Source organism: Nocardiopsis changdeensis (assembly GCF_018316655.1).
GTDB lineage: Bacteria > Actinomycetota > Actinomycetes > Streptosporangiales > Streptosporangiaceae > Nocardiopsis > Nocardiopsis changdeensis.
Genome location: NZ_CP074133.1, coordinates 5,010,826 through 5,023,181, shown reverse-complemented (window position 1 = coordinate 5,023,181; position 12,356 = coordinate 5,010,826). Strand labels below are relative to the sequence as shown.

Here is a 12,356-nt window from a genome sequence, read left to right as displayed (position 1 = left end):
GCCCCGAGCACACCCGCGACCACGCCCCGGATTCGCACCCGCGGTACCGAAAGCCCCGCCCCCGCCCCGACACCCCCACCCCCCGACGGGAGCAACGACCATGGCCTACCGGATCATCGGCGACGCCGCCATGCTCCTCCACTTCGCGTTCATCCTCTACATCGCCCTCGGCGGCTTCCTCGCCTGGAAGTGGCCCCGCACCCTCTGGGCCCACCTCGCCGTCGCCGCCTACGGCCTCGCCATCAGCGTCTTCGCCTGGACCTGCCCCCTCACCCTGGTGGAGAACTGGGGGAGGGAGAACGCCGGACAGGCCGGACTCGCCGAAGAGGGCTTCATCGACCACTACCTCACCGGCGTCATCTACCCCGCCGAAGCCCTCCGTGAGGCCCAGGCCGCCGTCGGCGCCCTCGTCGTCCTCTCCTGGGCCGGCCACGCCGTCCTCACGGCCCGGCGCCGCCGCGCCCGCGCGGGTACGGGCGCGGGCGGGGGAGCGGGCGTCGAGGCCGAGGTCCGCACCGACACCTGACGACACCCCCGCCTACCATGGAACATGGCCTACCGGATCCTCGCGGACACGGCCATGGTCCTCCACATGGCCTTCCTCGCCTACGTGCTCCTCGGCGGCCTCCCCGCCTGGAAGTGGCCCCGCGCCCTGTGGCCCCACCTCGCCGCCACGGCCTACGCCCTCGGCATCACCCTCATCGGCTGGGAGTGCCCCCTCACCCACGTCGAACGCCGGGCACGCCACCACGCCGGACAGGAGGGCCTGCCCCCCACCGGCTTCATCGACCACTACCTCACCGGCGTCGTCTACCCCGAGGAACACCTCGCCACCGTCCGCCTCGCCGCGGCCGCCCTCATCCTCCTCACCTGGACCGTCCCCCTCGCCCGCGCGCTCCGCCACCACCGGAACGCCGGGCACCGCCACCGGAGACCCGCGCGCCGCGACCCCACGTAAAGAACACGAATGGATTGGCCGCGACCGCGCACCCCCGCCCGAGCCACGGGTACCGTTCCCACATGAGCGTTGTGACCTGGGAATCCTTCCGCGCCGCAGAACACTTCACCATGCGCACCGCCCGGCTCATCGACAGGTACCGCTTCGCCTACCACTTCCAGGCCGGCCCCACCGCACCCATCCGTTCCGCCCTCGCCGCCTACCGCAACATCGACGGCGGCTACGGCAACGCCCTCGACCCCGACCTGCGCGGACACGCCAGCCAACCCCTCGCCGTCGACACCGCCCTGCGCTACCTCGACGAACTCGGCCCCATCCCCGCCGAACTCGGCCAGAGCATCTGCCGCTACCTCACCACCGTCTCCTCACCCGACGGCGGCCTGCCCCCCGTCACCCCCGCCGTCCGCCACACCGAAGCCGCACCCTGGTGGCGCGAACACAGCGGCCGCACCCCCGACCTCGCCCTCACCGCCTCCATCACCGGCCGCCTCCACAAGCACAACATCACCCACCCCTGGCGCGACCGCGCCACCGCCTACTGCTGGAAGCACATCGACGCCCTCCACTGGACCGACCCCCACGAGGCCATCGGCATCTGCGCCTTCCTCCAGCACGTCCCCGACCGCCCCCGCGCCGTCGCCACCGTCAACCACCTCGCCACCATGATCCGCGCCGTCGTCCGCATCCGCCCCGAGTACACCCCCGACATCCCCGGGCCCCGCAGCGGCGCCGCCCCCCGGCACCACATCCACACACCCCTGGACCTGGCGCCCGACCCCGCCTGCATCGCCCGGCCGATCTTCACCGACGCCGAACTCGCCGCCAACCTCGACCACCTGCAGAAGACCCAGCGCCACGACGGCGGCTGGAACGCCGACTGGGACCACTGGGACACCACCGCCACCCTCGAACTCGAAGGCATCCGCACCGTCCAGCGGCTGCGCATCCTGCGCGCCTACGGACGCCTCGAACACGGCGTCCCCACCCCCCGGCGCGACCGCTGACCGGACACGGGCCCGACCGGGGCACGGGCACCGCTCCGGAGACGGACCCGAGCGGCTCCGGGGAGGCCCCGGCACGGTTCCGGGGAGGGGTCCGACACGGCTCCGTGAGGACGCCGGGGACGAGCCCGCCACGGTCCGGGAGAGGGGCCCGCACGGCCCCGGGAAGGCCCCGCGCACGGTCTCGGAGAAGACCCCGGACACCCCGCCGACACCCCCGGCGACACACTCGTGCACAGCCCCCATTCGCCTTCGCGCAGCCTGAGATACGTCCATTCGCAACCTGGTTTAGACCACTGCATCCCCCGGACGCTCTAAAGTGTTACGCGTGACACGTCGAGCAAAGATCGTCGCGACCCTCGGTCCCGCCACCTCGAGCCCGGAGATCCTCCGCAGGCTCGTCCGCGCCGGACTGGACGTCGCCCGACTCAACCTCAGCCACGGAACCCACGACGACCACAGCGCCAACCTCGCCAACGTGCGAGCCGCCGCTGACGAGGTCGGACGAGCGGTCGGCATCCTCGCCGACCTCCAGGGACCCAAGATCCGCGTCGGCACCTTCGCCGACGGACCCGTCGACCTCAACCCCGGTGACGAGTTCACCATCACCACCGAGGACGTCCCCGGCGACATCCACCGGGTCTCCACCACCTACAAGGGACTCCCCGGCGACGTCCGCCCCGGCGACCGCGTCCTCATCGACGACGGCCGCATCGTGCTGGAATGCACCAAGACCACCGGCACGGACGTCCACACCCGCGTCATCTACGGCGGGACCGTCTCCAACCACAAGGGACTCAACCTCCCCGGCGTCGCCGTCAGCGTCCCCGCCCTCACCGACAAGGACGAGGAAGACCTGCGCTGGGCCCTGCGCAACGGCGTCGACATGGTCGCGCTCTCCTTCGTGCGCAGCCCCGCCGACGCCGAGGAGTGCCACCGCATCATGGACGAGGAGGGCGTCACCGTCCCCCTCATCGCCAAGATCGAGAAGCCCCAGGCCGTCGAGCGCCTCCAGGACATCATCGAGGTCTTCGACGCCGTCATGGTCGCCCGCGGCGACCTCGGCGTCGAACTCCCCCTCGAGAACGTCCCCATGGTCCAAAAGCGCGCCATCGAACGCTGCCGCGACAAGGCCAAACCCGTCATCGTCGCCACGCAGATGCTCGAATCCATGATCGGAGCGCCCCGGCCCACCCGCGCCGAGGCCTCCGACGTCGCCAACGCCGTCCTCGACGGCGCCGACGCCGTCATGCTCTCCGGAGAGACCAGCGTCGGCCAGTACCCCGTCGAGACCGTCGAGACCATGGCGCGCATCATCAGCGCCGCCGAACAGGAATCCCTGCGCGCCTCGCACATCCTCAACCGGGTGCCCGAGACCACCGGCGGGGCCATCGCCCGCGCCGCCGCGGAGATCGGCGCCACCATCGGCGCCAAGGCACTGGTCGCCTTCACCATGTCCGGCGAGACCGCCCGCCGCCTGGCGCGCTACCGCTCGCCCATCCCGCTGCTGGCGTTCACCACCGAGACCGCCACCCGCGGACGCCTGTCCCTCACCTGGGGCGTGGAGACCAACCTCGTCCCCTGGGTCGACAACACCGACGACATGGTCCGCCAGGTCGAGAGCGAACTGCTCCAGCTCGGCGACTACACCAAGGGCGACAAGGTCGTCATCGTGGCGGGCAGCCCGCCCGGAACCACCGGTTCCACCAACTCCCTGCGCGTCCACCGCCTCGGCGACACCGTCGCCCTGGACGGAAGCTGACGCCGTTCACCGTCCGGTTGCCGGTCCGGGGCGTATGAGCCGCGCCCGCGGACCGGGGCCGGACCCGGGGCGGAGCCGGACCTGGACCGGGGCCGGAGAGCCGCCGGAAAACCAGGGCCCGGCAGGGGACCGGGAGACCGGGAGCCGGGGACGAGGGGAACGGGAACCGGGGACGAGGCGGGACGGGGCGCGGCCGTAGGGGAACGGCGCCGGTCGGACGACCGGCGGGTCAGCGGTGCGACTCCTGCTCCTGGCCGCCGGGCTCCGGGATCACCCGCTCCAACGGCATGTCCCACGGCAGCAGGTTCCACGGACTGCGCGGATCCTCCGTCAGCATCCCCAGCGCCGCCCACACCCGGTCGGTGCCGCCGTGGTCGCCCTCCACACCCTTCTCGGGCCACAGCAGATAACCCGCGTGGAACGCCATTGACAGCTGCTGCCACGAGGAATAGCGCCGCTGGAGGTCCGACGCCACCCGGCGCAGCGTCGTCTGCGACTCCACCGGGCTCAGCCAGTCCAGGGTCGCGCCCCCGCACACCAGCCGGATCACGTGCACCGACTTCCACCACTGGTAGGCGCCGATGATCACCGTCTCGTCGCCCTCGGCGACCCCGGTCACCATCCGCAGCCGGCCCACCTGCTCCGGCGTCAACCGCACCTGCTCGCCGGTGGAGTGGCCGCCCTGCTCACGCGGCAGCCGCGAACGCGCCACCCCCGCCGCCAGGTCGACCACCAGGTCCAGGCTCGGGCCCTGGTGCAGCTCGTCCATCTGCCGCTCGACCGCCGCCAGCAGCGACTCGCGGTCCGTCACGTCCCACTGCCGCTCCAGCAGCCGCCGGTACTGGCGGCGCAGCGTCGGCCGCGCCACCACGTCCCACGGCTCGGCCAGCGCCACCCGGAACGGCGCGGCCACCGCAGCGGCCCAGCGCTCGGTGCTCAGCGGGGCGTCGGCGTCGCGGGTGCGCAGCGCGGGGGACTCGCGCGACCCCAGCACCAGCTCGACGAAGGAGCCGGCCGCCACCGCCACCGCGGGCAGGAACGCCCACCCGGGCGCCACCGCCACCAGGACGACGACGAGCAGCGCGAGCGGTGCCAGCAGCCACGGGCGGCGCCGACCGGACCCCCAGGCCACCACGACCCAGGCGCCGATCACCAGTGCGCCGAACACCCCGGCCGCCACGGTCAGCACCGGCTGCTCCTCTCCTGAGAACCCGTCTCCGATTCTCAAGGATCATCGAATCCGGGCAGCGGCGGGGACCGAACCCACGGGTTGTACTCAGGTTGTGGCCGTGATGTGACCGGTTAGACCCGCCTTGCCCGGGCATGAAGTGACAAAAGGCCCTTTTTGTGCTGAACCGGCCGGGTAGTTACACCCGTTCCGCCCCGACCGAACCGCCCACCCGGCGCACCGGGGGCCAAACCGCTAACCGGTTCTTGCTAGCCCTTGGGCCCCACGAACCGATCGAGCCGTGCCACGGCGTCCTTCCGCGCGATCGACACGGTGATCTTGTCCTGGTGCGGCGGCCGTCGCTGTGCCCGGCTTTTCCAGGGGATGTCCAGGAGGTCGAGAGCCGCGGTCAGCAGATCCACGATGTCCTCAGAGGTATTGATGAACTCGTAGCGGGGGTACTCGTAGTACTTCCAGCCCTGGGGCGTCCGGCGGCGTACCCGGTTGACGCCTCGCCAGCCGTCCGAGTGGATGAGGCCCCGGACGAACTCCTCCGGGTGGGCGTTCACGATCTCTTGTTGCCAGGGTTCCAGGGCGATGGCGCGTTCGTGCTTCTTGCCCGGGCCGTGCTGGGGGAACAGGCACGGCCAGTGCTTCCCATCGGCGTACACCTCGGTGCAGCCCGTTCGCGTGATCCGTCCGACGGAGCGGCCGGGGAGCACCGTGCCCATGGAGGCCGCGCACTCCTCGACGAGTCGGGGCCAGGTCTCGGTGCAGAAGACGCGCAGGCGCCACACCCCCCGGCTGCGGTCACCGGTGCCGCTGATGGTGCCATCGCCGAGATAGAGGCCCAGGAGATGGCTGTAGGCCCGTGCCTCGGTGGGCGGTCGGGGGATCGGCTCGCAGCGGGGACACTCGCCGTTGCCGCGGTACTTGTCGATGAGGGAGCGGTCCTGCGACCAGACCCGGAGAGTGGCGGGGGTGACGCCCAGGCGTCGGGAGACCTCGGTCCGGGAGAGACCCGAGTCCAGCATGGAGACCGCCGACCGGCGGACGTGGGATGAGTGCATGCTGTGCAGGCTTGCTCACGCCTACGACAAACCGGCGGCGTCTTCCCAGGCCAGGGGTGTTATGTCAGGAACGACGAAAGCCGCCCGGTGGGCGGCTTTCGTCTGTTGTGTGCCCCGAGTGGGATTCGAACCCACACTGTGCAGGTTTTGAATCTGCTGCCTCTACCGTTGGGCTATCAGGGCCTTTGGGGCTTATGTCCGGTTCGATCTCGGAGTGACCCCTATGAGTTGGCCCGGCGACGGTCGGCCAACGGTGATGTCACGATTGGCCAGCATTGCCGGGCCCGACGATCAGCATCCTAGCGGATCTCGGTAACCTCATGTACGTGACGAGGACGCAGAGCCGCGTGGTGATCGCGGAAGACGAGGCCCTGATCCGCCTGGACCTCAAGGAGATGCTCGAGGAGGACGGCTACGCCGTCGTCGGCGAGGCCGGGGACGGGGAGACCGCCATCCGGCTCGCTCGCGAGCTCAAACCGGACCTGGTGATCACCGACATCAAGATGCCCGTGCTCGACGGCCTCTCCGCCGCCGAGAGGATCGCCGGGGAGCGGATCGCCCCCGTGGTGATCCTGACGGCGTTCTCCCAGCGCGAGCTGGTGGAGCGGGCGCGCGACGCCGGTGCCATGGCGTACCTGGTCAAGCCGTTCAGCAAGGCCGACCTGGTGCCCGCCATCGAGATGGCGACCTCCCGGTACGCCGAGCTGGCGGCGCTGGAGGCGGAGGTCGGCGGCCTCCAGGAGCGGCTGGAGACCCGCAAGCTGGTGGAGCAGGCCAAGGGCCTGCTCCAGAGCCGCCACGGGATGAGCGAGCCGGAGGCGTTCCGCTGGATCCAGAAGAACTCGATGGACCGCCGTCTGACCATGCGCAAGGTGGCGGAGACGGTCGTGGAGACCCTCGGAGGCAAGCAGGCCTAACGGATCCCGCGCAGAAGGACTGAACAGGGGCCGCACCCGCTCGGGTGCGGCCCCTCGTCGTGTCCGGGGCATGTGGGAAATGTGCAGATCGCTCACTCGCCAGGTGGGAAACGAGACAGGTGTCCAGCGTCAAGGGGGGTCCCGTGACGGTTCAGTCTCGTTTCTGCACGATGGGATGACATTTGGGTCACGTGGTTTAAGCGAAGCTGAATGACCAGGGTAAACCGGGCTAAACTCGCCGCACCGAACAGCAATGGACAACGGTGTCGAATGCGCGCATACGGCACCGTTACCCTCAGATGCGCAAGGAGCGCGCGTGCGCACACGCCTCGTGACCGTGCTGCTCGCCCTGATCACCGCCATCCTGGTGATCCCCGGGCCGGCGGCGACGGCGGACGAACAGGGCGGTGAAGCGCTGCAGGGTCAGATCCGCAACCCGGACGACCGGGATCAGGGTGTCGAAGGCATCACGATCCAGGTGTTCGACGGTGAGGACGAGATCGGGGCAGCCGAAACCGACTCTGATGGAAATTGGGTGGTGGAGCTGCCCGGACCGGGCACCTACCGCGTCGTGGTGGACCAGGAGTCCGTCCCCGCAGAGTTCTCCGTACGGGAGACGGCCATCCTCGTCGACGGCGAGACCGAGGTGGAGGTCGAGGCGAACGATCAGCGTCCCCTGATCATCGCTTTGGAACCCGCCGGAGGCGGCGGGGAGTCGGACACCGAGTCGCCCTCGGAGTCGGACTCGGAGACCCCGGCCGAGGACGACGCGGGCGCGGAGGAGGGCGATGTCGCCCCCGCGGCCGGCGGCTCCTTCGGCTCCCGGGTCATCCAGCTGACGGCGGCGGGCCTGCTCTTCGGCCTGGTGATCGCGATCTCGGCGATCGGCCTGTCGCTGATCTTCGGCTCGACGAAGATGATCAACTTCGCCCACGGCGACATGGTCACCTTCGGGGCCATGGTCGCGCTGGTGTTCAGCAGCGGTGCGGCGGGCATGGGCAACTCCCTGCTCGCGGTCTTCGCGGGCCTGGGGGGCGCGGTCCTCATCGGAGCCTTCCTGGAGACGCGGTTGGCGCGGACCGCCCTGATCATCGCCCAGTGGTCGTCGATCCTCGCCGGTATCGCGCTGGCCACGGTGCTGGGCGTGCTGGGCGACTCGGTGGGCTGGCAGGTCCCGCTGTGGATCGCGGCGGGTATCGCCGTGGTGATGGGCGCCGTGCTGGGCGCCTCCATGGAGCGGTACATCTGGCGTCCCCTGCGCCGTCGCAACGTGGCGCTGATCCAGATGTTCATCGTGTCGATCGGTCTGGCGCTGATCCTGCGCCACGTGATCCTGGTGCTGTTCGGTGCGGACCGCAGCCGGTACGCGGGCTTCCAGATCCAGGAGGTGGTGCGGCTGGGGCCGATCGCGATGCCCCCGCGCGACCTGGTGATCATGGGCGTCTCGGTCGTGGTGCTGGTGCTGGTGGCGTGTCTGCTGCAGTTCACCCGGATCGGCAAGGCGATGCGCGCGGTGTCGGACAACCGGGACCTGGCGGAGTCGTCGGGTATCGACGTGGACCGGGTCACGCTGTACGTGTGGGGCCTGGGCGGCGGTCTGGCGGCGCTGGGTGGTGTCCTGTACGGCCTGAACCAGGTGGTGCAGTACGAGATGGGCTTCCGTCTGCTGCTGCTGATGTTCGCCGCGGTGATCCTGGGCGGGCTGGGCACGGCCTACGGTGCGATGGTCGGCGGTATCGCCGTCGGCCTGGTGGCGATGCTGTCCACCCTGTGGTTCCCGTCGCAGCTGATGCAGGCGTGGGCGCTGGCGTTGATGATCCTCATGCTGCTGGTCAGGCCCCAGGGTCTGCTCGGGCGTGCTGAGCGGGTCGGCTAGGGGAGAAGACGATGGACATCCTTTCTATCCTGGTCGAGTCGGTCCGGTCGGCCCTGGGCCCGATCGCGGCGATCTACGCCCTGGCGGCCATCGGCCTGAACCTGCACTTCGGGTACACGGGCCTGCTGAACTTCGGCCAGGTCGGCTTCATGCTGGTGGGCGCGTACGGCGTCGGTATCAGCGTGTCGGTGTTCGGTCTGCCGCTGCTGGTCGGCTTCGGTGTGGGCCTGCTGTGCGCGCTGGCGCTGGCGCTGCTGCTGGGCATCCCGACGCTGCGGTTGCGGGCGGACTACCTGTCGATCACGACGATCGCGGCGGCGGAGGTGGTCCGGCTGGTGTACCGGGCCGGGTTCGCCGAGCCGCTGACCGGCGGTGTGTACGGTCTGCAGAACCTGGCGGGCGGTTTCCGCGAGCTGAACCCGTTCGAGCCGGGTGCGCGGTACGGCTTCGGTGAGCTGACGTACACGGGTACGCACCTGTGGACGATGGTGGTGACCTGGTCGCTGGTGCTGTTGATGGTGGGTCTGACGTGGCTGTTGATCCACAGCCCGTGGGGCCGTGTGATCAAGGGCATCCGTGAGGACGAGGACGCGGTCCGCAGCCTGGGCAAGAACGTGTTCGCGTACAAGATGCAGATCCTGGTGCTGGGCGGTCTGATCGGTGCGCTGGCGGGCTGCATGATGGCGGTGCACCAGGCGTCGATCCAGCCGGACCAGTTCAAGCCGCAGGTGACGTTCTTCCTGTGGGCGATCCTGCTGCTGGGCGGGGCGGGCCGGGTGTTCGGCCCGGTGCTGGGCGCGATGGCGTTCTGGTTCCTGATGAGTTTCACGGACGGTGTGCTGAAGTACGTCGGCCGCGACCTGGGGCTGATGCCCTTCCTGGACGGTCCGGACTACGGTGCGCTCCAGCTGGCGTTCGCGGGCCTGATGTTGGTGCTGCTGATCGTGTTCCGTCCACAGGGCCTGATCGGGGACCGCAAGGAGATGCTGATCAATGTCAAGTGACGAGACGGGCGAGAAGGTGGTCGACCGTATGTCGGGCACCGAGACGGTGCCCGGTTCGACCAAGGCCGACCCGATCCTGGTGGTCGACGGCGTGCGGCGTTCGTTCGGCGGTCTGACCGCGGTGGACGTGGAGCACCTGGAGGTGCAGCGCGGGACGATCACGGCGCTGATCGGTCCGAACGGCGCGGGCAAGTCGACCCTGTTCAACCTGTTGACCGGTTTCGACCGGGTGGACCGGGGGACGTGGTCGTTCCAGGGGCAGCGGATCAGCGGGAAGCGGGGCCACCAGGTGGCCCGGGCCGGAATGGTGCGCACGTTCCAGCTGACCAAGGCGCTGACCCGGCTGACGGTGCTCGACAACATGCTGTTGGGGGCCAAGGGCCAGGCGGGGGAGCGGATGGCGGGTGCGTTCGCGCGTCCGCTGTGGCAGCGCCAGGAGCGGGCCAACACCGAGCGGGCGCTGGAGCTGTTGGAGCGCTTCAAGCTGATCGCCAAGCGCGACGACATGGCGGGTTCGCTGTCGGGCGGGCAGCGCAAGCTGCTGGAGATGGCGCGCGCGCTGATGACCGACCCGGACATGATCATGCTGGACGAGCCGATGGCGGGCGTGAACCCGGCGCTGGTGCAGTCGCTGCTGGGGCACATCACGTCGTTGCGCGACGAGGGCAAGACGGTCCTGTTCGTGGAGCACGACATGGACGTGATCATGGGCATCAGCGACTGGATCGTGGTGCTCGCGCAGGGGCAGATCATCGCCGAGGGGCGTCCCTCGGACATCCGCTCGAACCAGCAGGTCATCGATGCCTACCTGGGTTCCCGTGAGGAGGACTGAGCATGAGTGAGAGCGGGACCGGGAACGGGGAGTTGGAGCCGAAGGCCGGGGCTGAGGCTGAGGCCGGAGCCGAGGCCGGTGTGAAGGCGGAGGCCGGGGCCGGGTCGAAGGTCGAGGCCGGTGTGAAGCCGGAGGCCGAGCTGATCCCGGAGTCGGCGGAGGAGGCCGTGGTGGCCCAGGAGCACCGTGAGGAGCTGCTGGAGCAGGCCATGGAGGAGTCCGTGGAGGTGGGTGACCCCGGGGACTACCTGGTGCTGGCCAAGGAGCTGGTGGCCGGGTACGTGCCGGGGGTGAACATCCTCAACGGGTGCACGCTGACGCTCACCGAGGGCGAGGTCGTGGCGATCATCGGTCCGAACGGGGCCGGGAAGTCGACGCTGATCAAGACGATCTTCGGGCTGATCCCGATCCGTGAGGGCGGTCTGACGCTGCGGGGGGTGAGCATCGCGGGTCTGCCGGCGCACAGCCTGGTGGAGCGCGGTGTGGGTTACGTCCCGCAGACGCAGAACGTGTTCCCGTCGCTGACGATCGAGGAGAACCTCCAGATGGGGGCTTATCTGCGGCCGAAGGCGTTCACGGAGCGGTTCACGTTCGTGGCGGAGCTGTTCCCGCTGCTGGGGGAGCGGCGCAAGGCGAAGGCCGGGTCGCTGTCGGGCGGTGAGCGCCAGATGGTGGCGATGGGGCGGGCTCTGATGATGGACCCGTCCGTGCTGCTGCTGGACGAGCCCACCGCGGGGTTGTCGCCGCTGTACCAGGAAGAGGTCTTCCAGCGGGTGAAGCAGGTCAACGAGGCGGGTGTCTCGGTGATCATGGTGGAGCAGAACGCTCGCCGGTGCCTGCAGATCTGTGACCGGGGGTACGTGCTGGACCAGGGTCGCAACGCGTACACGGGTACGGGTGCGGACCTGTTGAACGACCCGAATGTCATCGAGCTGTACCTGGGGACCCTCGGGAAGAAGGACTGACCGGGGGACCGGTCGGGGGGTTGTAAGACCGGCCGGGGAGTAGTGGGGAGGCGGGGCCTGAGGGCTCCGCCTCCTTTGTTGTGGGGGGTGGTTTTCCGGGGCCGCAGTGGTCGGTGCTGTGGGTACGCGTGGCGGCACCTTCTGGGGTGGGGTCGCGGTTCTGCCTTCCCCCTGCTGGCTGATGCTGCGGGTACCCGTGGCCTTCACCCCTCGGGGTGGAGAAGCGCGGTCTTGTGCCCGGGCTGGGGCTGGGGCTGAGGTTGCGTGCGGCCATACCCTCTGGGGCGGGGTTGCGGTTCTTCCTCCCAACCCCCCACAGGTTGATGTCGCGGGTATGCGCGGCCTTCACCCTCTGCGGTGGAGGTGCGCGGTCTTGTGCCCGGTCTGGGGCCAAGGCCGCAGAAACGTGCGGCTTTCACCCCCGGCACTGACCGGTACCGCGGTCATCCGCGGGAGTAGGCGACAGCGTGGAGCGCTCGCACCGCCGCCGGCGCCCCCAACCTTTCCAGGCGGTGCGGGTGTGCGCGCTCCGTGTGCACCCGGCTCCGGCAGTCACACCCCCACCACCCGCCACGTGCGCCCAACGCACCCGCCTGCCGGTCTGCCGGACACCGATTGCGGCCGGGGCCGGGCCCACCCGGCGCGGACCGCCGTTCCCAAGCGGCCGGCCTCTTGGAAACCTACAACTACCTCGGCGAAGACCCCCTGGGGCCGGGGGCTCCACTGGCCTGACACGGCTATGGCGGGCCACCCAAGTCGGGTGGGAAACCCCCTGCGGCGGAGGAGGCGCGATGCCCTCCGGA

The 12,356-nt window shown here is 70.0% G+C and carries 11 protein-coding genes and 1 tRNA gene; 9 read left to right on the top strand and 3 right to left on the bottom strand.

The window, feature by feature from the left end; translation table 11 throughout:
• Window positions 1-100: 100 nt before the first annotated feature.
• From KGD84_RS22860 to pyk, 4 genes are all read left to right on the top strand, one after another.
• On the top strand, window positions 101-526 hold the full coding sequence (locus KGD84_RS22860; RefSeq protein ID WP_220562444.1) for a DUF2784 domain-containing protein: 426 nt from the start codon (window positions 101-103) through the stop codon (window positions 524-526).
• Between the two features lie 24 nt (window positions 527-550).
• Window positions 551-958: a DUF2784 domain-containing protein gene (locus tag KGD84_RS22855; protein WP_220562443.1), complete on the top strand. Its 408-nt coding sequence runs from the start codon at window positions 551-553 to the stop codon at window positions 956-958.
• Window positions 959-1,029: 71 nt separating this feature from the next.
• The gene (locus KGD84_RS22850) at window positions 1,030-1,962 is read left to right on the top strand and encodes a prenyltransferase (protein WP_220565250.1); all 933 of its coding nucleotides are present in this window, start codon (window positions 1,030-1,032) and stop codon (window positions 1,960-1,962) included.
• Between the two features lie 325 nt (window positions 1,963-2,287).
• Window positions 2,288-3,721: a pyruvate kinase gene (gene pyk / locus KGD84_RS22845; protein ID WP_220562442.1), complete on the top strand. Its 1,434-nt coding sequence runs from the start codon at window positions 2,288-2,290 to the stop codon at window positions 3,719-3,721.
• Window positions 3,722-3,950: 229 nt separating this feature from the next.
• Here the strand turns inward: pyk and KGD84_RS22840 are convergent, their stop codons facing one another.
• From KGD84_RS22840 to KGD84_RS22830, 3 genes are all read right to left on the bottom strand, one after another.
• Window positions 3,951-4,910, bottom strand: coding sequence for a DUF1266 domain-containing protein (locus KGD84_RS22840; RefSeq protein WP_220565249.1), 960 nt, complete (start codon window positions 4,908-4,910; stop codon window positions 3,951-3,953).
• Between the two features lie 248 nt (window positions 4,911-5,158).
• A complete protein-coding gene (locus KGD84_RS22835; protein ID WP_220562441.1) occupies window positions 5,159-5,959 on the bottom strand; it encodes a helix-turn-helix domain-containing protein in 801 nt (266 codons plus the stop codon).
• Window positions 5,960-6,069: 110 nt separating this feature from the next.
• Window positions 6,070-6,142 (bottom strand) — tRNA-Leu (locus KGD84_RS22830).
• Window positions 6,143-6,306: 164 nt separating this feature from the next.
• Between KGD84_RS22830 and KGD84_RS22825 the strand changes: the two genes are divergently transcribed.
• From KGD84_RS22825 to KGD84_RS22805, 5 genes are all read left to right on the top strand, one after another.
• The gene (locus tag KGD84_RS22825; RefSeq protein WP_220562440.1) at window positions 6,307-6,876 is read left to right on the top strand and encodes an ANTAR domain-containing response regulator; all 570 of its coding nucleotides are present in this window, start codon (window positions 6,307-6,309) and stop codon (window positions 6,874-6,876) included.
• A 316-nt stretch (window positions 6,877-7,192) separates the two neighbouring features.
• Entirely contained in the window at window positions 7,193-8,752 is a 1,560-nt protein-coding gene (locus KGD84_RS22820) for a branched-chain amino acid ABC transporter permease (RefSeq protein ID WP_220562439.1), read from the top strand.
• 11 nt (window positions 8,753-8,763) lie between these two features.
• On the top strand, window positions 8,764-9,756 hold the full coding sequence (locus KGD84_RS22815) for a branched-chain amino acid ABC transporter permease (protein ID WP_220562438.1): 993 nt from the start codon (window positions 8,764-8,766) through the stop codon (window positions 9,754-9,756).
• Complete coding sequence (locus KGD84_RS22810) at window positions 9,746-10,588, top strand: ABC transporter ATP-binding protein (protein WP_220562437.1); 843 nt, start codon at window positions 9,746-9,748, stop codon at window positions 10,586-10,588. Before KGD84_RS22815 ends, KGD84_RS22810 begins: the two co-directional genes overlap by 11 nt.
• Window positions 10,589-10,590: 2 nt before the next feature.
• Window positions 10,591-11,553 carry an ABC transporter ATP-binding protein gene (locus KGD84_RS22805; RefSeq protein WP_220562436.1) on the top strand — a complete coding sequence of 321 codons (963 nt, stop codon included), beginning with the start codon at window positions 10,591-10,593 and terminating at the stop codon, window positions 11,551-11,553.
• Window positions 11,554-12,356 lie beyond the last annotated feature (803 nt).